Consider the following 21,580-nt stretch of genomic DNA (forward strand, 5'->3'; position numbering starts at 1 on the left):
CTCCTCGGCTCGCCTGCCCCGGCCTCACCCGGCACGGCATTTGGTTGAACGTTAATCCGTTGGTGGTGCCGTCGCCGTTCTGCTGCACTGCACCGGTCGAGTTCCCGAACCCACCAGGAGCGATCATGCGCGCACCGTTCATGTCCAGCCCGGAAGGAACCGCCCACTCTCTCAAGGACATGACACTTCGTGCCTCTGCTCAATCTGGGAATCCTGGCCCATGTCGACGCGGGTAAGACGAGCCTGACCGAACGGCTCCTGCACACCGCCGGAGTGATCGACGAGGTCGGCAGCGTCGACGCCGGCAGCACCACCACCGACACCCTCGCGCTGGAGCGCCGGCGCGGCATCACCATCAAGTCCGCCGTCGTGTCGTTCCCGCTCGACGGCGTCACCGTCAACCTCATCGACACCCCCGGCCACCCGGACTTCATCGCCGAGGTCGAGCGGGTGCTCGGCGTGCTCGACGGTGCGGTCCTGGTCGTCTCCGCCGTCGAGGGCGTCCAGGCGCAGACCCGGGTGCTCATGCGCACCCTGCGCCGGCTGCGCATCCCCACCCTGGTCTTCGTCAACAAGATCGACCGGCGCGGCGCCCGGGACGCGGCGGTGCTCCGCCAGATGGCCCAGCGGCTCGCCGTACCGCTCGTGCCGATGGGGACGGCCGCGGGGCTCGGCACGCGTGCCGCCCGTTTCCGCCCCGGCCTCGGCCCGGCCGCGCTGGAGGCGCTGGCGGACCGGGACGACGGTCTGCTCGCCGCCTACCTCGACGGCGGGGTCCCCGCGGACCGGCTCCGCCGCGCCCTCGCCGCCCAGACCCGGAGCGCGGCCGTCCACCCGGTGTACTTCGGATCCGCGATCACCGGCGCCGGTGTGCCCGACCTGGTCGCCGGCATCGAACGGCTGCTGCCCGCCGCCGGCGGCGACCCGGACGGCCCGTTGTCGGGCACGGTCTTCAAGATCGAGCGGGGCCCGGCGGGGGAGAAGGCGGCCTACGCGCGCCTCTTCTCCGGCACCCTGCGCGTCCGCGACCGGATCGCGTTCGGGGACGGCCGCCGGGGCCCCGAGGAAGGACGCGTGACCGGGATGAGCGTCTTCGCGCACGGCACGGACACCCGGGCGGACAGTGCCGGAGCGGACCGGATCGTCAAGGTGTGGGGCCTCGGCGGCATCCGGATCGGCGACGCGCTCGGCATCCCGAACAGGTCGTACGAGCACCACTTCGCGCCGCCCACCCTGGAGACGGTCGTCGTCCCCGGCCCCGGCACGGACCGGCGCTCGCTGCACCTCGCGCTCACCCAGCTCGCCGAGCAGGACCCGCTCATCGGCGTCCGCCACGACGAACTGCGGGGGGAGACCTCGGTGTCCCTCTACGGCGAGGTGCAGAAGGAGGTCGTCCAGGCCACCCTCGCCGACGAGTACGGCCTGGCCGTCTCCTTCCGCGAGACGACGACCCTGTGCATCGAACGCCCGGTCGGCAGCGGGCACGCCGTCGAGTTCAACAAGAAGGACGACAACCCCTTCCTCGCCACCGTCGGCCTGCGCGTCGACCCCGCTCCGCCCGGCGCGGGCGTGGCATTCCGGCGGGAGGTGGAGCTGGGCTCGATGCCGTACGCGTTCTTCAAGGCCGTCGAGGACACCGTCCGGGAGACGCTCGGTCAAGGCCTGCACGGCTGGCAGGTCACCGACTGCACGGTCACCATGACCCACTCCGGCTACTCGCCCCGGCAGAGCCACGCGCACCAGGGCTTCGACAAGAGCATGTCCAGCACCGGCTACGACTTCCGGGGCCTGACCCCGCTCGTCCTGACCGAGGCGCTGCGCCGGGCAGGCACCCTGGTGCACGAACCGGTGCACCGCTTCCGGCTGGAGGCGCCGGCCGACACGCTCGGCGCGCTGCTGCCGGTGCTGGCCCGGCTCGGCGCGGTACCGGAGAGCACCGGCACGCACGCGGCGGTCGGTGTGCTGGAGGGCACCGTTCCGGCCGCCCGGGTGCACACGCTGGAGCAGCGGCTGCCGGGACTGACCCGGGGCGAGGGCGAGCTGGAGACGGCCTTCGACCACTACGCGCCGGTGACCCGGGGCACGGTCCCCGAACGGCCGCGCACGGACCACAACCCGCTGAACCGGAAGGAGTACCTGCTGAACTTCATGCGTCGCGTCGGCGAGCCGAGCTGACCAGTCGTCACCTTACTGAGGAGTCAGAAGCTATTGACGCTGTCCGGACATGGCCGGACCGTGGTGGACATGCCGAATCTCCGGGCACGTCTGCTGGCTGTGCTGGTCGTCCTCAGCGGATCCCTGACGGTGGCGGGAGTCCCGCCCGCCACCGCCGCCACCCCTTCCGACTCCCTCTGGTTCGACGGCGCCGCGCTGACCGTGCGGGACGGCCGGTTCACCGACGGCCAGGGCCGCGAGATCGTCCTGCGCGGCTACAACGTCTCCGGCGAGACCAAACTGGAGGAGAACGGCGGCCTGCCCTTCGCCTCGGTCGCCGACGCCCGCAGGTCGGCGGCCGCGCTGCGCGCCCTCGGCGGCGGCAACGCGGTCCGCTTCCTGCTCTCCTGGGCGTACGCCGAGCCCGTGCGCGGCCGGGTGGACACCGCCTACCTGGCCGCCGCCACCGAGCAACTGCGCGCCTTCCTGGACGCGGGCATCCGGGTCTACCCCGACTTCCACCAGGACCTCTTCTCCCGGTACCTGTTCGGCACCGGCAGCTGGTACACCGGCGACGGCGCCCCCGAGTGGGCGGTGGACGCCGGGGGTTATCCCAAGGAGTCCTGTGGCATCTGCCTCTTCTGGGGTCAGAACATCACCCAGAACGCGGCCGTGCGGAAGGCCCAGTACGACTTCTGGCACAACGCCCACGGCCTGCAGGACGCCTTCCTGGCCACCGCCCGGAGCACCATGGCCTACCTGCGGCAGCACCTGAGCGCCGCGGAGTTCGCGGGGATCGCCGGCTTCGACCCGTACAACGAGCCGTACGCCGGCGGTTACGACTCCGGGCAGAGCTCCCGCACCTGGGAACACGACCTGCTCTGGCCGTTCTACGCGCGCTTCCGGGCCGGCATGGACGCCGCAGGCTGGCAGGACAAGCCGGCCTTCGTCGAACCGAACCTCTTCTGGAACGCCAACATCTCCACCCAGAGACAGGAGGGCGGCCTGCTCGACGCGGGCACGCTCGGCCCGGGTTACGTCTTCAACACCCACTTCTACGACCAGAAGGCCATCTCCGGCATCCTGATGTGGGGCAAGGCGGCCGACGGCCAGTACGCCTCCGACTTCGCCGCCGTCCGCGACCGGGCCACGGCCGCCGGTACCGCGGCCGTGGTCGGCGAGTTCGGCCACCCCCTGTCCGGCACGGTCTCCGACAAGGCCCCGACCGTCCTGAAGGCCATGTACCAGGCCCTCGACTCCCGTCTGCCGGGGGCCAGTTGGTGGGCGAGACCGGCCGCCTCCGGGCCGGTGCTGTCCGGCACCCAGTGGCAGTGGGACCTCTACAACGGCCGGCACCACGAGCTGATGAACGGCAACCCCGGCAAGGTGCTCACCGCCGGGGACGCCTGGAACGACGAGGACCTGTCGGCGGTACGGCTCGACGACTCCGGGAACGTCGTCCTGCGCCAGGACGCCCGCCTCCTGGACCGCCTCTACCCGGGCGCCACGGCCGGCACCGCCCTCGCCTTCACCTACGAGGACCGCTCCCGCGACGGCTCCGCCACCCTCACCTGGAACCCGGTGCCCGGCTCCCTGCCGAACGTGGCGGAACTGGTCGGCACGGGCCAGTACGGGCTGCTCGTGTGGCGCTCCGGCGACGGCACCGCGCCCACCGAGCTGCACCTGCCGGCGTCCTTCCCGACCGCCGCCACCACGGTCGTCTCCGACCTCGGCACGGTGTACGCTCCGCCCGCGTACACCTCCGCCACCCCCGTCGCCGTGGCCCCGGAGCCGGGCGGCACGGGCAGCCGCCGGCTGCTGCTCACCGACGCGGACTCCGGCATCCTCCACTACGCCCTCGTCACCAACGGCGCCCCGGCCCCCTCGGCGGACCTGCTGGCCGCGGCGAAGGCGGAGCTGGCCGCATGGGCGGCGGCACGCTTCTGACGGCAGCGGTGTGGCCTCCGGGGTGAGTGGGGCATCCCGGAGGCCACGGTCCGGTGGAGCGTCAGCTGCCGCCGGGGCCGGTCCAGTCGGCCTGCACATGGCCGAGCCGGACCCGCTGCGGATGGTCGCCGACCGGGACCGACGTCACCTTCCGGCCGGTGGCGAAGTCGATCGCCGTCACCTGGTCGGCACCGCTCTCGGAGACGACGCAGTCCTTGCCGTCCCCGCTGACCGTCGCCCAGTACGGCTTGGACGTCGTCACCAGCGGCCCCTCCTGGAGCGAGGCGCGGTCGACCACGGTCGCGTAGTCGTCCATGGTGCCCGCGACGCACAGCTTGGTGCCCCCGGGGTTCATCGACAAGCCGTGGTGACGCGAGTCGTTGACCCAGGTGGTGCGGTCCTCGCTGGTCGCCGGGTTCTTCGGCAGGGTCTTCATCCGGGTGATCCTGTCGGTGGCGACGTCGTACTCCAGGAAGCCGTTGAAGAACGACACCTGGAAGTACAGCTTGGACTCGTCGGGGGAGAACACGGCGGGGCGGACCGCGTCGGAGAAGTCCTTCAGCCCGAACGCGTCCAGCCGCTGCCGCATGTCGACGACCTTGACCTGCTTGTACGTCGTCGCGTCCACGACCGTGATGTGCCGGTCGCCCTTGGTCCAGTCCCAGCCCGGGGCGTCCAGGGCGGTGTTGACGTCACCGATGGACATGTTCCAGATGTACTTGCCGTCCTTGGTGAAGATGTTCTCGTGCGGCTTGTCGCCGGTCGCGAACGACCCCAGTTGCCTGCCGGTGACGATGTCGAGCACGTGCACGGTGTTCGCGGTCGAGGCGGAGACCGCCACCCGGGTCCCGTCCGGGGAGACCGCCATGTGGTCGGCCCGGTAACCGGCCACCGGAAAGCGCCAGTTGACCTTTCCGTCGGCCAGGTCGATGGAGACGACGTCCGCGAAACTCGGCCGGGACACCACCACCGAGCGGCCGTCCGGGGTGGAGTACATGTCGTCGGCGAACTGGTCGTGACCCTCGCCGACGCTGTTGCGGATCGCCTGGAAGTAGATCCACTTGATCGGATCCGCGTTGATCTCCGCCATCCGCGCGTCCTTGTCGGGGATCACGTCGATCCGGCCGATCTTCGCGAAGTCGCCGGAGGAGCGGATGACATCGGCGGTGCCGTCCCAGTTGTTGCCGACGAACAGCACCTCGCGCAGCCCGTCGGGGGCGGCGGAGGCTGCGGAGGCGGCGGTCGCCGGGCCGGCGGCGGTCAGGGCGAGGGCTGCGGCCACGGAGCACAGGTGCCTGGTTCTGGAGGCAGGCATGACGGCTCTCTTTCCTCGGGGGAATCTGAACACAAGCGCATTCACAGTGAACTTACTGAAAAGTAAGGAGGGGGCGGCCTTCTCGACAAGATGTGTGCACGACAAGATTGGGGTTCGGTGGACGACGGAGGGGGACGCGTGGGGGGCAGGCTCAGAGCGCCGACGGGACGGTACGGCGGCCGGTCCGCCGAGGAACGGCAGGCCGAGCGGCGCCGCCGCTTCCTCGACGCGGCCCTGCGCCTGTTCGGCGACACCCCCGGCTACCGGGGCACCACGGTCGCCGCGCTCAGCCAGGCCGCGGGCCTGTCCACCCGCCAGTTCTACGAGGAGTTCCGCACCCTGGAGGACGTCCTCGCCGCGCTGCACCTGGAGGTCAACGGCTGGGCCGAACAGGCCGTCCTGGCCGCCCTCGCCACCGCGGACGGCCTGCCGCTGGCCGAGCGCGCCACCGTGCTCTTCCGTGCCTACGCCCGCGACGTCACCTGCGACCCGCGCCGCATCCGCATCGCGTTCGTGGAGATCATCGGGGTCAGTCCGCGCCTGGAGGAGCAGCGGCTGGCCCGCCGCGCCCGCTGGGTCGACCTCATCCGCGCCGAGGCGGACGCGGCCGTGGCCCGCGGCGAGGCGGCGCCGCGCGACTACCGCCTCGCGGCGACGGCCTTCATCGGCAGCGTCAACGGCCTGCTGCACGACTGGACCGCCGGCTGGGTGGACGCCACGCTCGACGAGGTGGTGGACGAGCTGGTCCGGCTGCTGCTGGGGATGCTCCGGCCGGAGGGCTGGCGACCCGGGCACCCCTGACCGGGACCGCCCAGGTCGGCGCGGGGGCGTCCGGGTTCGGCGCGCGGGATCGGGCCGGAGCTGGTCTGCTGGTGCGGGGGACCGTCGTACCCGTACTCCGGAGAGACCCATGAGTACCTATCGAGTCGCGCAGGTGATCGAGCCAGGCGGCACCTTCGAGCTGGTCGAGCGCGAGGTGCCGCGACCGGGACCCGGCCACGTGCGGATCGCCGTCGAGGCGTGCGGGGTCTGCCACAGCGACGCCCTCTTCGTGAGCGGCGCGCTACCCGGCGTGTCCTTCCCGGAGGTCCCCGGGCACGAGATCGCCGGGCGCCTGGAGGAACTGGGCGAGGGAGTGGGGGAGCGCGGCTGGCAGGTCGGCGACCGGGTGGCCGTGGGCTGGTTCGGCGGCAGCTGCGGCCACTGCACGCCCTGCCGCGAGGGCGACTTCATCGTGTGCCGGACCCTCAAGGTGCCGGGCTGGGCCTACGACGGCGGCTTCGGCGAGAAGGTGATCGCACCCGCCGACGCGCTCGCCCGCATCCCCGAAGGACTGGCCGCGAACGACGCCGGACCGATGGCCTGCGCGGGCGTCACCACGTTCAACGGTCTGCGGCGCAGTTCCGCCCGGCCCGGGGACCTGGTCGCGGTGCTCGGGCTCGGCGGTCTGGGGCACCTCGGTGTCCAGTACGCGGTCGCGATGGGCTTCGAGACGGTCGGCATCGCCCGGGGCCCGGAGAAGGCGTACTTCGCCCAGCAGCTCGGCGCCCACCACTACGTCGACAGCAGCTCCGGCACCCCGGTCGCCGAGGCGCTGCAGTCCCTCGGCGGCGCCAGGGTCGTACTGGCCACCGCCGGGAACTCCGAGGCCATCACCGCCACCGCGGACGGCCTGGCCCACCGCGGCGAACTGGTGGCCATCGGCGCGGACACCACGCCGCTCGGCATCAGCCCGGCCCAACTGCTCATGACCGGCCGGGTGGTGCGCGGGCACCCGTCCGGCACCTCGCAGGACGTGGAGGACACCATGGCGTTCAGCGTCCTGCACGGCATCCGCCCGATGACCGAGACGGTCCCGCTGGAGCAGGCCGGAGAGGCGTACGACAAGATGCTCTCCGGCGCCGCCCGCTTCCGGATGGTGCTCACCATGGGCTGACACCCGGGGCCGCCCCACGGCCCGCGCCCGCCTGCCGAGCGAGCAACGGCGGCGCCGACCGCAAGTGGTCCCGGACCTGACGGACCCGCGCTAGGCGGCGGACACCACCAGGACCGCCGCCGCCAGCAGTGCGCACCCCAGCACGCAGCAGGCCAGCAGCCTTCCGCGCAGCGCCCGGTACCGCGCCTCGTACACCTGCCGCAGCTCCTCCGCCCGCTCGGCCGTGCGGTGCCACGACAGGCGGGCCAGCGCCAGGTACTCCGCCTCGAACTGCCGCTCCACGTCCTGCCGTTGGCTGTCGGTGAGCCAGCCCAGCCGGGAGCTGAGGCGCGCCGCGGCGGTACGGCCCTCCTCCCGCGCGGCGGCCAGCAGCAGGTGTCCCTCGATCTGCCGGACGAGATCCCGTTCGTCGCGGTCCGTCACGGTGCGGTCAGCTCCCGTTCCCGTACGTCCGGGTGGTGCAGGTCGAACGCCGGGGACTCGCTGCGGATCCGCGGCAGGGTGAGGAAGTTGTGCCGCGGCGGCGGGCAGGAGGTCGCCCACTCCAGCGAGCGGCCGTAGCCCCACGGGTCGTCCACGCCGACCGGCTTGCCGTACCTGGCCGTCTTCCACACGTTGTAGAGGAAGGGGAGCAGGGACGCGCCGAGCAGGAACGAGAACACCGAGGAGACCGTGTTGAGCGTGGCGAACCCCTCCGCCGCGAGGTAGTCGGGAATCCGGCGCTGCATGCCCTCGGCGCCCAGCCAGTGCTGGACCAGGAAGGTGCCGTGGAAACCGGTGAACAGCGTCCAGAAGGTGATCTTGCCGAGGCGCTCGTCCAGCATCTTGCCGGTCATCTTCGGCCACCAGAAGTGGAAGCCGGCGAACATCGCGAACACGACCGTGCCGAAGACCACGTAGTGGAAGTGCGCCACCACGAAGTACGAGTCGGAGACGTGGAAGTCGAGCGGCGGGGAGGCGAGCATGACGCCGGTGAGCCCGCCGAAGACGAAGGTGACGAGGAACCCCATGACCCAGAGCATCGGCGTCTCGAAAGAGAGACTTCCCCTCCACATCGTGCCGATCCAGTTGAAGAACTTCACACCGGTCGGCACCGCGATCAGGAACGTCATGAAGGAGAAGAACGGCAGCAGCACCCCGCCGGTGACGTACATGTGGTGGGCCCACACCGTCACGGACAGCCCCGCGATCGCGATGGTCGCGGCGATCAGGCCCATGTAGCCGAACATCGGCTTACGGGAGAACACCGGGATGACTTCGCTGATGATGCCGAAGAACGGCAGGGCGATGATGTACACCTCGGGGTGGCCGAAGAACCAGAAGAGGTGTTGCCACAGCAGGGCTCCGCCGTTCGCCGCGTCGAAGACGTGGGAGCCGAACTTGCGGTCCGCCTCCAGGGCGAACAGCGCGGCCGCCAGGACCGGGAAGGCGAGCAGGACCAGCACGGCGGTCAGCAGCACGTTCCACACGAAGATCGGCATGCGGAACATGGTCATGCCCGGGGCACGCATGCAGATGATCGTGGTGATGAAGTTGACCGCGCCGAGGATGGTGCCGAAGCCGGAGAAGGCCAGACCCATGATCCACATGTCGGCGCCCAGGCCCGGGCTGCGGACCGCGTCCGACAGCGGGGAGTAGGCGAACCAGCCGAAGTCCGCCGCACCCTCCGGGGTGAGGAAGCCGCCGACGGCGATGGTCGAGCCGAACAGGTACAGCCAGTAGGCGAACATGTTCAGCCGCGGGAACGCCACGTCGGGCGCGCCGATCTGCAGCGGCATGATCCAGTTCGTGAAACCGGCGAACAGCGGCGTCGCGAACATCAGCAGCATGATCGTGCCGTGCATCGTGAACGCCTGGTTGAACTGCTCGTTCGTCATGAACTGCAGGCCCGGGCGGGCCAGCTCGGCGCGCATCAGCAGCGCCATCACGCCGCCGATCAGGAAGAACGCGAACGCGGTGACCAAGTAGAGCGTTCCGATCGTCTTGTGGTCGGTGCTGGTGAGCCACTGCACGGCCCTGCTGTCTCTGATCCTCTTCACACCCCGCCTGTGTCCGCACCCGGCCCGCGGGTCACACTCGGACGACGCGAGGAGCATCACGGGAGAAGGGTGTGACGATCCGGGGGGTGCCGGACACGAACCGAGCATGAGCAACGACGAGATCTTCGCCGCTGCCTATCGCGAGCACTACTGGGCGGTCAGCCGCTATGTCGCGAGGCGACTTCAGGGGCGGGCCGACGAGGTGGAGGAAGTGGTGGCGGAGGTGTTCACGGTCGCCTGGCGGCGCCGGGCGGACCTGCCGGCCGCGCCGCTGCCCTGGCTGTACGGGGTGGCCCGCAACTGCCTGGCCAACGCGGTACGCGGCTACGGGCGGCGGCGCCGGCTGGTGGACCGGCTCGGCAACGACGAGGCCGCGCACGGCCGGCACATCGCGGCCGGCCCCGGCACGGAGGCGCCGGGCGCCTGGGTGCACGAGGCACTGGACCGGCTCTCCCCGGGCGACCAGGAGATCCTGCGCCTCGCCGCCTGGGAGGAACTCGGCGCCGAGGAGATCGCGGTCGCCCTCGGCTGCGGCCGCCGCGCGGCGACGATGCGCCTCCACCGCGCCCGCCACCGCCTGCGCACGGAAATAGCCCGCCTGCGCCCTACGCCGCCGCCGGCCGGCGCGCCCGGCGGGCCCGTGGGGGGTGCTGTGGCGCCTTCGCCCGATGCACCGACCGAGCCGGGTCCGAGGTCCGCGGCACCGTCGGCCGGTGAGTCGGCCGAGCCCGGGTGGGGGTCGCAGGAGCCATCGAGCCGTACGTCCCCGAAGGCCGGTCCCGGGCCCTCGGCGCCCACGGCCGCATCCCTGACCGTGCGGGCGTCCGGCGCGGGCCCCCGGCCGGCCGGCCCTGCCCGCACCGGTGCCCCGGCCGCCGACGGTGGAGCCGATCGCGTACGGCGGTCCGCCGAAGCCGACCGCTCCGAGGCCGGGCCGTCCTCCGACGGCCCCCGGCGGCCGGCCTCTCCCCCCGTGCCCACCGCCCACGCATGCCTGCGCAAGGACCACCGACATGCCTGACGAACTCGACCTTCTCCGACGTGCCGATCCGGTTCCCGTGGACGGCCCCCACTTCGGGGACGGACCGCTGGACCACCGGGCCGAGATGCGGCTGGAGCGGCTGTTGCAGGAGGCGCGGCCGGCGCGCCGTACCCCCCGGTCCCGGCTGCTGTGGGGGTTGGCCGCCACCGGGGTCGTCGTGGCGACCGCGGTGGCCGCGCTGCTCGGTGGGCCGAGCACACAGCCCGCTCTCGCCGCACCCCGGCCGCTGGCCGTCCGCGCCCACTCCACCCCCGTACCGCTGACCCAGCTGGCCGAACTGGCCGATACCGCCGCGACAACCGGATCGCCACGGCTGCGCAAGGGCACCCACGTGCAGACGTGGAGCCTCGGCATGACGGACGGGAAGCCACCCGTCACCCTGCCCGAGGAGCGTGTCGTGCGCTGGCGGGCGGACGACAGCCACACCGAGCTGGTCGTGGCCACCGACCCGCGCCGTCCCGGCCGCCCGGTCCTCACCGACGAGGACGGCGACCCCGGCCTGGTGGCCGACGGCCATGTCCTGAGCCGGACCACGTACCCGCCCAGCTGGAGCGACGCCCCGCCGGAGGCATCCCCGCCGCACACGCCGGCCGCCCTGCGCGCCTACCTCGCCGAAACCGTCCGCACCGACTCCCTGAAGACCCCCGAACTCCTCGACGCAACAGCGGAGTTGCTGGACCACTGGACCCTCGGCGCCCGCGAGTCCGCAGCCCTGGTCCGGATCCTCGCGGACGCGAAGGGGCTGCGGCCCGCGGGACAGGTGACGGACCGCCTCGGCCGCCCCGGGCAGGCGTACGTGTACGGGGGAGAGGGCGGAGGCGGCCGGCGGATGCTGATCCTCGACGCGCGCACCGGTGCCGTCCTCGGCCTGGAGACCACCTTCACCCGCGACGCGCCCGCCTACGGAGTGAAGGCCGGGGACGTCATGGAGTACAGCGCCTGGATGCGCTGACCCGCGCCGCCCGTCACACCCCGAGCTGCCGGGCGGCGGCCGTCACGGTCTGCTCCAGCAGCGTGGCGATCGTCATCGGACCGACTCCGCCCGGCACCGGGGTGATCAGCGAGGCCCGCTCCACGGCCGAGTCGAAGTCGACGTCGCCGACGTTCCCCGGGTTGTAGCCCGCGTCGACGACGACCGCGCCCGGCTTGACGTCCTGCCCGCGGATCAGCCGCGGCCGGCCCACCGCGGCCACGACGATGTCGGCCTCGCGCACCGCCGCGGAAAGGTCCCGGGTGCGCGAGTGGCAGTACGTCACGGTCGCGTCCCGGGCCAGCAGCAGCATGCCCACCGGCTTGCCGAGGATCGCGCTGCGGCCCACCACCACGGCCCGCTTCCCGGCCGGGTCGACACCGTACTCGTCCAGCAGCCGCACGATGCCGCCCGGCGTGCAGGAGACGAAGCCCGGCAGCCCGAAGCTCATCGTGGCGAACGAGGCGAAGGTGACGCCGTCCACGTCCTTCTCCGGCGCGATCGCCTCGAACGCGGCCCGCTCGTCGACGTGGTCGCCCACCGGGTGCTGGAGCAGAATCCCGTGCACCTCCGGGTCTGCCGACAACTCCCGCAGCGTACCGACCAGTTCGCCGGTCGTGGTGCTCGCGGGCAGCGCCACGTGCCGGGACTCGATCCCGGCCTCGCGGCAGCGGTTCTGCTTCATCCGGACGTACGTCACCGACGCCGGGTCCTCCCCGACGAGCACGGTCGCGAGACACGGTGCGGTACCGGTGCGCTCGGTGACGCGGGCGGCCTTCTCCGCGGTGTCCTCGACGATGCGGCGGGCGAGCGCGGTGCCGTCCATCAACCGGGCCTGGGTCATGCTGCACACTCCTGAGCTGGATCGACTCTCCTCGCCCAGGCGCGCGGCAACCACCACGGACCGCTCCCCGGTGGTACTCCACCTCAGCGCCAGTCACGGCCCGCGTACAGCGTAACCGAGAGCGTCTACGGCCTTCCGACCCCCGGCCGGGAGCGCGTTCCCCCGGGTCCAGGCCGGACGTGCGGCGACCTGGACCGGTCCGATACTCCTTCCGGCGCCTGCCGTGCCCGACCGGCCCTACTCGTCCCAGGCCTGGACGATGAGCTGATCGGCGATCTTGCCGTCCCGCAGGGTGACCATCGACTCGGCGAGCACCCGGGTGCCGTCCGCGTACTCACACGACTCGCTGTACGCGGCCTGGTCGCCCTGCACGACGCACCGGTCCAGCTTGTGCGTCATGTCGCGGCTGTAGATGTCGTCCAGCAGTTCGGCGATCTGGCTCCGGCCGTGCAGGACCGTGGGATGACTGGGCTGGTTGTTGCGGTCGACGATACGGATCTCCGCGTCGTCCGCGTAGAGCGACAGCAGGTTGTTGCCGGTGTTGCCCTCGATGGCCCGGCGCAGTGTCTCGGTGTCGAAAGCCGTCGCGGTACCCATGGTGACCTCCTTCAGGCGCCCGCGGCCCGGCCAGGATCGGACCGCACGGGCCCCACCTCCGAGCGTCCTCCGCCCCGGCGGCCACGGCAAGCCCGGCCGCCGCCTCCGCCCCACGGGGGGCCGCGGCCCGCCGCCCCGGACCGCTTCCCGCGGGTCGGCGAGCAGCTGCAGGAGCTGGGAGGGCACTGTCCGCCACCGGTGGCGCAAAGATCCACGATCACCCTCGTGGACCGTCCCGCTACCCATCGGTCGCGCGTAGGGTCGGCGGCGAAGGCATTCGACGGAAGGGACCAGACCATGGCGCAGGAAGTACGCGGCGTGATCGCACCGGGCAGGAACGAGCCCGTACGGGTCGAGACGATCGTGGTGCCGGACCCGGGGCCCGGCGAAGCCGTCGTACGCGTCCAGGCCTGCGGAGTCTGTCACACCGATCTGCACTACAAACAGGGCGGCATCTCGGACGACTTCCCCTTCCTGCTCGGCCACGAGGCCGCCGGCGTGGTGGAGTCGGTCGGCGACGGCGTCACCGACGTCGCCCCCGGCGACTTCGTCATCCTCAACTGGCGTGCGGTGTGCGGCCAGTGCCGTGCCTGTCTGCGCGGCCGGCCCTGGTACTGCTTCAACACCCACAACGCGCGGCAGAAGATGACCCTCGCCGGCACCGGCCAGGAGCTGTCCCCGGCCCTCGGGATCGGCGCGTTCGCGGAGAAGACGCTCGTCGCGGCCGGCCAGTGCACCAAGGTCGACCCGGCGGTCTCCCCGGCGGTCGCGGGCCTCCTCGGCTGCGGGGTGATGGCCGGCATCGGCGCGGCGATCAACACCGGGAACGTCGGCCGCGGTGACGCGGTCGCCGTCATCGGCTGCGGCGGTGTCGGCGGCGCGGCGATCGCCGGGTCGAACCTGGCCGGCGCGGCGAAGATCATCGCGGTGGACATCGACGACCGCAAGCTGGAGAAGGCCCGCACGCTGGGCGCCACCCACACGGTCAACTCCAAGGAGACCGACCCGGTCGAGGCGATCCGCGAGCTGACCGGCGGCTTCGGCGCCGACGTCGTCATCGAGGCCGTCGGCCGCCCGGAGACCTACCGGCAGGCCTTCTACGCCCGCGATCTCGCCGGCACCGTCGTCCTCGTCGGCGTGCCCACCCCCGAGATGAAGCTCGAACTGCCCCTGCTGGACGTCTTCGGCCGCGGCGGCGCCCTGAAGTCGAGCTGGTACGGCGACTGCCTGCCCACCCGGGACTTCCCCATGCTGATCGACCTCCATCTGCAGGGCCGCCTGCCGCTCGACGCGTTCGTCACCGAGACCGTCCAACTGGACCAGGTGGAGCAGGCCTTCGAGCGGATGCACCACGGCGACGTGCTGCGTTCGGTGGTGGTGCTGTGATGACCGTACGCATCGAACGCCTCGTCACCGCCGGACAGTTCAGCCTCGACGGCGGCACCTGGGACGTGGAGAACAACGTGTGGATCGTCGGCGACGAGCGGGAGGTGATCGTCATCGACGCCGCCCACGACGCCGAGGCCATCGCCCGCGCGGTCGACGACCGGCGCCTGACCGCCATCGTGTGCACGCACGCCCACAACGACCACATCGACGCCGCCCCGGCCCTCGCCGACCTCACCGGCGCCACCATCTGGCTGCACCCCGACGACCTGCCGCTGTGGAAGCAGACCCACCCGCACCGCGACCCCGACCGGCATCTCCTCGACGGCCAGGTCATCGAGGCCGCGGGCGCGGACCTCACCGTCCTGCACACCCCCGGCCACGCCCCGGGCGCCGTCTGCCTGTACGACCCCGGCCTCGGTACCGTGTTCACGGGCGACACCCTCTTCAAGGGCGGCCCCGGAGCCACCGGACGCTCCTACTCGCACTTCCCGACCATCATCGACTCCATCCGCCACCGCCTGCTCACCCTGCCGCCGGAGACGAAGGTCCTCACCGGCCACGGCGACAGCACCACCATCGGCGCCGAGGCACCCCATCTGGAGGAGTGGATCGCCCGCGGCCACTGAGCGACGGCGGCGGCACACCGCGGGGGCCCGCGTAAAAGCCGACAGAAGATGTCCGGCTTCCCGGCGACAGTGGTCGACGACAGCAGTCGCACCGCAGTCGTCACGCACAGGAGGCCGTACATGTCGGGACCGCTCGAAGGCAGGGTGGCGCTGGTCGCCGGGGCGACCCGGGGCGCCGGACGCGGCATCGCCGTGGAACTCGGTGCGGCCGGCGCCACCGTCTACGTCACCGGCCGCAGCACCCGCGCCCAGCGCTCCGAGTACGACCGGCCCGAGACCATCGAGGACACCGCCGACCTCGTCACCGAGGCCGGCGGACAGGGCATCGCCGTACCGGCCGACCACCTGGACCCGTCCGCCGTACGGCGCCTGGTGGACCGCATCGCGGACGAGCAGGGCCGCCTCGACGTCCTCGTCAACGACATCTGGGGCGGCGAGCACCTCTTCGCGTGGGACACCCCCGTGTGGGAGCACGACCTCGACAAGGGGCTCCGGCTGCTCCGCCTCGGCGTCGAGACCCACGCCGTCACCAGCCACCACGCACTGCCGCTGCTGCTGCGCCACCCCGGCGGCCTGGTCGTGGAGGTCACCGACGGCACCGCCGAGTACAACCGCGACACCTACCGCGTGAACTTCTTCTACGACCTCGCCAAGACGTCCGTACTGCGCATGGCCTTCGCCCTCGGCCACGAACTCGGCCCGCGCGGCGCCACCGCCGTCGCCCTCACCCCCGGGTGGATGCGCTCCGAGCTCATGCTCGACGCGTACGGCGTCCGCGAGGAGAACTGGCGGGACGCGCTGCGACGCGAACCCCACTTCGCCATCTCCGAGACCCCGCGCTTCACCGGCCGGGCCGTCGCCGCCCTGGCCGCCGACCCCGACGTGGCCCGGTTCAACGGCCGGTCCCTCTCCAGCGGCGGCCTCGCCCGCGAGTACGGCTTCACCGACCTCGACGGCAGCCGGCCGGACGCCTGGCGGTACCTGGTCGAGGTACAGGACGCGGGCAAGCCGGCGGACGTCACCGGATACCGGTGAACCGGCGCCCGCGGAGGCTTCCACACGGCGGTACGACGCTCCGGCCGGCCGTCAGACGGAGGCCGCCGCCAGCACCCGGAGCACCCGGTCGGTGTCGGCCGCGGTGGTCCGCCAGTTGCTGAACGCCGCGCGCAGCCCGGGCACCCCGCCGTACACCGTCGGCGTCACGAACGCCTCCCCGGACTCGGCGACCGCCCGGGCCAGCGCGGCCACCCGCTGCGGCGACGGGTCCGCGGCGAGCGTGAAGCAGACCACGTTGAGCCGCACCGGGGCCAGCAGACGCAGGCCCGGCAGCGCGTCGACGCCCGCGCCGAGCCTGCGCGCCAGGTCGACACTGCGCTCGACGATCTCCCGGTGCCCGGCCCGCCCGTAGGCCACCAGCGAGAACCAGGCCGGCAGGGCCCGCAGCCGGCGCGAGTTCTCCGGGGTCAGATGCAGGAAGTCCGGCTCGCCCTCGGGCCCGCCGAGATACGGCGAGGCGTTGTGGAACACCGCCACCTGCAGATCGCGGCGCCGGGTGAACTGGACGGCCGCGTCATAGGGGACGTTGAGCCACTTGTGCAGGTCCACGCAGACCGAGTCGGCCGCGTCCAGACCGTCGACCAGCGCGGCGTGCTCCGGGGAGAGCGCGGCGAAGGCACCGAACGCCGCGTCCACGTGCAGCCAGAAGTCGTACCGCTCCTTCAGTGCCGCGATCGCCCGCAGATCGTCGAAGTCGACGGTGTTCACGGTGCCCGCGTTCGCCACCACGATCACCGGCCGGCCGGCCCGCTCGGCCAGCGCCGCCTCCAGCGCGGCCACGTCGACGGCCTCCCGGTTGCCGGGCAGCAGCGGCACCCGCCGCAGCCGGTCCCGGCCCAGGCCCAGCACCGACATCGCCTTCGTGATGCTGGAGTGCGGGCTGCCGGAGAGCACCTCCAGCGGGCCCAGCGCGGCGGCGCCCTCCCGGGAGACGTCCACGACCAGCCGTTCGCCGGCCCACTCCCGGCCGATCGCCAGACCGACCGTGTTCGACATGGTCGCGCCCGTCACGAACGCCCCGCTGTGCGCCTCGCCCAGCCCGAACAGCTCGCGCAGCCACACCACCGTCTCCCGCTCCAGCTCCTGCGCCCAGGACCCGCCCGCCCCGGACAGGTTCTGGTCGAACGCGGACGTCAGCCAGTCCCCGGCGACGGCCGCCGGCGTCGCGCCGCCCGTGACGAAGCCGAGGTAACGCGGGCCGGCGGAGCCGGAGAAGCCGGGCGCCCACCGCTCGGCGAACCGGGCGAGGGCGCCGTCGCCGCCCGCGCCCGCGTCCGGGAGCGGAGCCCGCCCGGACGGGGGCCCGGGTGCGGCGACCGGCCGCTCGGCCAGCCCCTCCACCTCCCGGACGGCGAGATCGCGGGCGGCCTGCAGCAGTTCGGGGAGCCGGGAGAGATCACCGGCGAGGGTACGGTGCATGCGCCGCAGCGTAGACCGCGGCGGCCGCCGGGCACCTGGTCCACTTCGCGGCAACTGGACCAGCGAAACTGGACCGGTGGACACAGGATTCGTCGCCGCGCTCGGCGACTGGCGCGGCCGCCCCGGACCCCTCGCGCGCACCCTCGCCGCGGCGGTGCGCGACGCCGTGGTCGACGGCCGGCTGCCGGCCGGCACCCGGCTGCCCTCGGAACGGGAACTGGCCCGCACGCTGTGCCTCAGCCGCGGCACCGTGGTCGCCGCCCTCGGCCTGCTGCGCGCCGACGGCTGGCTGCACACCCGGCACGGCAGCGGCAGCGCCGTACGCCTGCCCGCCCGCCTCACCGAGCGCACCACCCCCTGGTCCCTGGACCGGGGCGGCGCCCCCGACGCGGCCCTCGACCTCACCCTCGCGGTGACCGCCGCGCCCCACGACGCCTACCGCGCCGCCCTCGCCCGCGCCGTCGAACGCAGCGCCCCGCTGCTCGTCGACTCCGGCGTCGCCACGGTCGGCCTGCCCCGGCTCCGCGAGCTGATCGCGGACCGCTACACCCGCGCCGGCCTCGCCACCCGCCCCGAGCAGATCCTGGTCACCGCAGGCGCCCAGGCCGCCCTCACCCTGCTCCTGGACCACCTGCACACCGACCGCAGGGCACCCGTGGTGGTGGAGAACCCCGCCTACCCGGGCGCCCTCGCCGTGCTGCGCGCCCGCCGGGCCCGCCTGCTGCCGGTCCCCGTGTCGGCCCGGGCCGGCTGGGACCTGGAGCACCTCACCGCCGCCGTACGCCGGCACCGCCCCCGGCTCGCCTACCTGGTCCCCGACTTCCACAACCCGACCGGCGCCCACATGGACCCCGCCGCCCGCCGGGAGCTCGCCGCGCTCGCCGACCGCCACCGGCTCACCGTCCTCGCCGACGAGACCATGCGCGACCTGGACCTGAGAACACCGCCCGGCACCGAACCCCACCTCGCCGGGGCGCGGGTGATCCAGATCGGCTCCGCGAGCAAGACCCTGTGGAGCGGCCTCAGGGTCGGCTGGATCCGGGCCACCGCGGACCTCGTACGGCAGCTGCGGCACACCCCGCTGCAGGCCCAGCTGTCGCCGCCGCCCCTGGAACAGCTCATCGCCGCCGAACTCCTCGGCGCGCCGCTGCCGGCCCTGCTCGCCGACCGGCGCGCCCGGCTGCGCGCCCAGCGCGACCACCTCGCCGCGCTGCTCGCCAGCACGGGATGGACGTACACCGTCCCGGCGGGCGGGCTGACCTTCTGGCTGCACCTGGGCGACGCCGGCCCGCACGCCACCGACCTCGCGGCCAGGGCCGCCGCACGCGGCCTCGCGATCACCCCGGGACCCCGCTTCACCGCCGACCGCACCACCCTGACCCGCCACCTCCGCCTGCCGTTCACGGCGACGCCCGAGACCCTGACCCGGGCGGTCGGGCTGCTGCGGCAGTGCTGGACGCCCTGAGTGCCGTACGGGCCGAAGTTTCACCGTTTCGTCACAGCGTGACCGGAACCACAACCCTGGCCTGCCCCGCCGGGTCTAGTAGTCCGAGACCACGGGAACCGCGCCGGGGAGGACCGGGGGAGGCCCGGGCGAACGAACGGGACACAAGGGGAAGGGGACGAGGCCGCATGGGGGTCATACGCAGACGAGGTGTGGTCGCGCTGGGCGTCACGGGGCTGGTGGCGCCGCTCGCGCTCGCGCTGACCGCGACGCCGGCCCAGGCCGCGAGCTGCACCACGCGGACGGGGCCGTACCAGAAGCAGGTGGAGAAGTTCCTGGGCCGGCCGGTCGACGGCAGGCAGTCCGCCGCGGACTGCAAGGCGATCCAGGCCTTCCAGACCAAGCACGGCATCATGCCGAACATCGGCTACGCCGGCCCTGTGACGTGGGGTGTGATGGACCTCATGAACAAGCAGAGGGCCGTCGGGAACAAGCCGAACAAGGACGGCAAGTGCCCGGTGAACAAGGGCCGGATCGCCTGCGTGAACCTCACGCTCCAGCTCAGCTGGGTCCAGGACGGCAACCGGCTCGTCTACGGTCCCGTGCCGGTGCGCACCGGACGCGACGGCTACGAGACCCGCACCGGCCTGAAGAAGATCTACTGGCGGGACATCGACCACCGCTCGACCATCTACGACGTGCCGATGCCCTACAGCCAGTTCTTCGACGGCGGCCAGGCCTTCCACTCGGTGGGCCTGAGCATGTGGAACCCGCCGGGTTCGCACGGCTGCGTCAACATGACCACCAAGGACGCCAAGAAGTACTGGTCGCTGCTGAGGACCGGGGACGACGTCTTCGTCTACGGCCGCAAGCCGGGCACCTGAGCCCGCGGCGGTGCCCGGTCGCCCCCCTGCCCTGCCGTGCGGACTCCCGCGCGAGGACGCCCGGCATGGCGGGGCGGGCTGCGTACGAGTACGAAGTGAACGCGCGTGGACGGAACTCCCGCCTCCGGTCGACATATTGACGTGATGAGTAACACGGTCCGAAATGTCCGTATCGCGGATACTTACTCACAACGTCTTCACGTCGGTCGGCATATGCTTCACAGCATGTCCACCACTGTTGCAGCCGCCTCCGAGCGATCGGCCGCGGAGGTCAACGAGGAGATCCGGGCCCTGTGGCGCCGGTCGGGCGGGACACTGACCACCGAGCAGCGCGCGGAGTACCAGCGCCTCGTGATGGAATGGGCCGCCGCGACCCCGCGGGGGCGCCGGGCGGCCTGACCGACCCCGCGCACACCACGCACGCACCGTCCAGGGCACCCGTGAGCACACGGGTGCCCTTCTCGTCGTACCCCCGGCCGGTCCGTCAGCCCCACGTCGCCGAGTAGTACCGCTGATACGCCTTGCGGTCCTGCTCGGCCCGGATGAACCGGGTCGCGACCAGTGCGACCAGGCTGCCCGCGATGACCAGCAGCCCGGGCCCGACGTTCCGGGTGTCCGTCAGCCGCGCCAGCAGGGTGCTGCCCTCCGAGGTGCCCGTCACCGGAGCCGAGGAGCCCGGAGAGGCCGCGCTGGGAGCCGCCGCACCCTGGTTCGCGGCGGACGACGGCGCGGGGGAGGGGGCGCCGCCCGCGTTCTGGGCCGACACGATCAGCCGGACCCCGAGCGTCGTCAGCGCCTTGGTCACCGGCTGGAAGAACGTCGTACCGCCCGTCGTGCAGTCGCCGTTGCCGCCCGAGGTGACGCCGAGCGCGATGCCCTCGGAGAACAGCGGGCCGCCGCTGTCGCCGGGTTCGGCGCACACGGTGGTCTCGATCAGCCCGGTGACCGTCCCCTCCGGGTAGTTGACGGTCGCGTTCAGCGCGGTGACCTGGCCGTCGTGCAGGCCGCTGGTGCTGCCGCTGCGGAACACCCGCTGCCCGACCGCCGGATCGGCGGCCCCCGTGATCCGCACTCCCTTGCCGCCACCGATCGCGACGACGTCGGCGCCCGCGCCGGCCTTGCCCGCGGCGTACTGCACGAGCGAGAAGTCACTGCCCGGGAAGGAGGTGTTCACCGTCGTGCCGAGCTGCTGGTCGCCCCGGTTGTCGGCGAACCAGGTGGACCCGGCCGGCCCGCAGTGCCCGGCCGTGAGGATGAAGTCCGACTGGCCGTTGGTGACGTTGAACCCCGCCGAGCAGCGACCGCCCGTCGACAGGATCGGCTGGGCGCCGTTCAGCCGCGTGGTGAACGTGCCCTTCGTCCGCTCCATGTGCACGAAGCTGCCGATCCTCGCGGCGACCCCGGTCAGCCGGGACCAGTCGCCGGCGGACACCGTGCGGTCCGCCCGCACCACGACCCGGTTCGTCCGGTAGTCCACCGCCCACGCCGTGCCCGGCACCCGCGGGGCCGAACGCAGCGTGGCCGTCGCCGACTTCAGCTCGTTCATGCTGTGCGACACCATCTTCGGCTCGGCCCCGGCCCGCCGCACCGCCCGCGCCGCCGCCTCGTCCGTCACCGCGACGACCGGACGCCCGTCCGCCCCGATCCAGTTGCCCGCCGTACGGGCCGTGCCGAGCCGCGCCACCAGCGCGGCACCAGGATCGTCCGTGGCGGCGAGCGGTCGGGCGGAGGCGGGCGGTGGCTCGCTCGCCATGGCCGCCTGGGCGACCATCGCGCCCCCCAGGAGGAGTCCGCCGACCGCCGCCAGCCGTGTCACTCGCCGGACGACCCGTCGTCGTGCGTGCCGCATGCATGGCTCCCGAAGCCGAACCGAACGCGCGCTGCCCGTACCGGCACCGCGGAGCCCTCGGATCGTCGA

The 21,580-nt window shown here is 72.8% G+C and carries 18 protein-coding genes, 1 pseudogene and 1 riboswitch; of the genes and pseudogenes, 12 read left to right on the forward strand and 7 right to left on the reverse strand.

Translation table 11 applies throughout. From position 1 onward, the window contains the following. Positions 1-189: 189 nt before the first annotated feature. Together S1361_RS35675 and S1361_RS35680 are read left to right on the forward strand one after the other, a co-directional pair. The gene (locus tag S1361_RS35675; RefSeq protein WP_208035954.1) at positions 190-2,175 is read left to right on the forward strand and encodes an elongation factor G; all 1,986 of its coding nucleotides are present in this window, start codon (positions 190-192) and stop codon (positions 2,173-2,175) included. A gap of 69 nt (positions 2,176-2,244) precedes the next feature. Further along, positions 2,245-4,101, forward strand: a complete 1,857-nt coding sequence (locus tag S1361_RS35680; protein ID WP_208035955.1) for a cellulase family glycosylhydrolase — start codon at positions 2,245-2,247, stop codon at positions 4,099-4,101. A gap of 61 nt (positions 4,102-4,162) precedes the next feature. Here the strand turns inward: S1361_RS35680 and S1361_RS35685 are convergent, their stop codons facing one another. Further along, entirely contained in the window at positions 4,163-5,416 is a 1,254-nt protein-coding gene (locus S1361_RS35685; protein WP_208035956.1) for a YncE family protein, read from the reverse strand. A gap of 138 nt (positions 5,417-5,554) precedes the next feature. On the opposite strand from S1361_RS35685, the gene S1361_RS35690 reads away from it, so the two are divergent. Together S1361_RS35690 and S1361_RS35695 are read left to right on the forward strand one after the other, a co-directional pair. Further along, positions 5,555-6,217 (forward strand): TetR/AcrR family transcriptional regulator, encoded by a 663-nt coding sequence (locus tag S1361_RS35690; protein ID WP_208035957.1) that lies wholly within the window; start codon positions 5,555-5,557, stop codon positions 6,215-6,217. 109 nt (positions 6,218-6,326) lie between these two features. Further along, positions 6,327-7,352 (forward strand): alcohol dehydrogenase, encoded by a 1,026-nt coding sequence (locus S1361_RS35695; RefSeq protein ID WP_208035958.1) that lies wholly within the window; start codon positions 6,327-6,329, stop codon positions 7,350-7,352. 90 nt (positions 7,353-7,442) lie between these two features. Here S1361_RS35695 and S1361_RS35700 read toward each other — a convergent pair whose 3' ends face one another. Both S1361_RS35700 and ctaD read right to left on the reverse strand, forming a co-directional pair. Then, positions 7,443-7,775 (reverse strand): hypothetical protein, encoded by a 333-nt coding sequence (locus tag S1361_RS35700; RefSeq protein WP_208035959.1) that lies wholly within the window; start codon positions 7,773-7,775, stop codon positions 7,443-7,445. Next, positions 7,772-9,391, reverse strand: a complete 1,620-nt coding sequence (ctaD, locus tag S1361_RS35705) for an aa3-type cytochrome oxidase subunit I (RefSeq protein ID WP_208035960.1) — start codon at positions 9,389-9,391, stop codon at positions 7,772-7,774. The genes S1361_RS35700 and ctaD overlap by 4 nt, the downstream gene beginning before the upstream one ends. Positions 9,392-9,497: 106 nt before the next feature. Here ctaD and S1361_RS35710 point away from each other — a divergent pair. Next, positions 9,498-9,998, forward strand: a pseudogene (locus S1361_RS35710) (RNA polymerase sigma factor); the annotation flags it as partial. A gap of 406 nt (positions 9,999-10,404) precedes the next feature. Continuing rightward, positions 10,405-11,385 carry a CU044_5270 family protein gene (locus S1361_RS35715; protein ID WP_208035961.1) on the forward strand — a complete coding sequence of 327 codons (981 nt, stop codon included), beginning with the start codon at positions 10,405-10,407 and terminating at the stop codon, positions 11,383-11,385. Between the two features lie 13 nt (positions 11,386-11,398). Here the strand turns inward: S1361_RS35715 and S1361_RS35720 are convergent, their stop codons facing one another. Both S1361_RS35720 and S1361_RS35725 read right to left on the reverse strand, forming a co-directional pair. Further along, positions 11,399-12,247 carry a bifunctional 5,10-methylenetetrahydrofolate dehydrogenase/5,10-methenyltetrahydrofolate cyclohydrolase gene (locus S1361_RS35720; RefSeq protein WP_208035962.1) on the reverse strand — a complete coding sequence of 283 codons (849 nt, stop codon included), beginning with the start codon at positions 12,245-12,247 and terminating at the stop codon, positions 11,399-11,401. Between the two features lie 26 nt (positions 12,248-12,273). Further along, a riboswitch (ZMP/ZTP riboswitch) is annotated at positions 12,274-12,354 on the reverse strand. Between the two features lie 130 nt (positions 12,355-12,484). Further along, positions 12,485-12,844 (reverse strand): nuclear transport factor 2 family protein, encoded by a 360-nt coding sequence (locus S1361_RS35725; RefSeq protein ID WP_208035963.1) that lies wholly within the window; start codon positions 12,842-12,844, stop codon positions 12,485-12,487. Positions 12,845-13,141: 297 nt separating this feature from the next. On the opposite strand from S1361_RS35725, the gene S1361_RS35730 reads away from it, so the two are divergent. The 3 genes from S1361_RS35730 to S1361_RS35740 all read left to right on the forward strand — a co-directional run bounded on the left by S1361_RS35730 (position 13,142) and on the right by S1361_RS35740 (position 15,894). Next, positions 13,142-14,230, forward strand: coding sequence for an S-(hydroxymethyl)mycothiol dehydrogenase (locus tag S1361_RS35730; protein ID WP_208035964.1), 1,089 nt, complete (start codon positions 13,142-13,144; stop codon positions 14,228-14,230). Next, on the forward strand, positions 14,230-14,859 hold the full coding sequence (locus S1361_RS35735) for an MBL fold metallo-hydrolase (protein ID WP_208035965.1): 630 nt from the start codon (positions 14,230-14,232) through the stop codon (positions 14,857-14,859). The genes S1361_RS35730 and S1361_RS35735 overlap by 1 nt, the downstream gene beginning before the upstream one ends. Before the next feature lie 120 nt (positions 14,860-14,979). After that, positions 14,980-15,894, forward strand: a complete 915-nt coding sequence (locus tag S1361_RS35740; RefSeq protein WP_208035966.1) for an SDR family oxidoreductase — start codon at positions 14,980-14,982, stop codon at positions 15,892-15,894. A gap of 51 nt (positions 15,895-15,945) precedes the next feature. Here S1361_RS35740 and S1361_RS35745 read toward each other — a convergent pair whose 3' ends face one another. Beyond that, positions 15,946-17,334, reverse strand: coding sequence for a pyridoxal phosphate-dependent decarboxylase family protein (locus S1361_RS35745; protein WP_208035967.1), 1,389 nt, complete (start codon positions 17,332-17,334; stop codon positions 15,946-15,948). A gap of 76 nt (positions 17,335-17,410) precedes the next feature. Between S1361_RS35745 and S1361_RS35750 the strand changes: the two genes are divergently transcribed. From S1361_RS35750 to S1361_RS35760, 3 genes are all read left to right on the forward strand, one after another. Then, the gene (locus S1361_RS35750; protein WP_208035968.1) at positions 17,411-18,799 is read left to right on the forward strand and encodes an aminotransferase-like domain-containing protein; all 1,389 of its coding nucleotides are present in this window, start codon (positions 17,411-17,413) and stop codon (positions 18,797-18,799) included. 167 nt (positions 18,800-18,966) lie between these two features. After that, positions 18,967-19,662: a L,D-transpeptidase family protein gene (locus S1361_RS35755; protein ID WP_208035969.1), complete on the forward strand. Its 696-nt coding sequence runs from the start codon at positions 18,967-18,969 to the stop codon at positions 19,660-19,662. 213 nt (positions 19,663-19,875) lie between these two features. Beyond that, positions 19,876-20,061, forward strand: a complete 186-nt coding sequence (locus S1361_RS35760; protein ID WP_208035970.1) for a hypothetical protein — start codon at positions 19,876-19,878, stop codon at positions 20,059-20,061. Positions 20,062-20,146: 85 nt separating this feature from the next. On the opposite strand, the gene S1361_RS35765 is transcribed toward S1361_RS35760, so the two are convergent. Beyond that, the gene (locus tag S1361_RS35765) at positions 20,147-21,511 is read right to left on the reverse strand and encodes a S1 family peptidase (RefSeq protein WP_208035971.1); all 1,365 of its coding nucleotides are present in this window, start codon (positions 21,509-21,511) and stop codon (positions 20,147-20,149) included. Between the last annotated feature and the right edge of the window lie 69 nt (positions 21,512-21,580).

This window comes from Streptomyces cyanogenus (assembly GCF_017526105.1).
Taxonomy (GTDB): domain Bacteria; phylum Actinomycetota; class Actinomycetes; order Streptomycetales; family Streptomycetaceae; genus Streptomyces; species Streptomyces cyanogenus.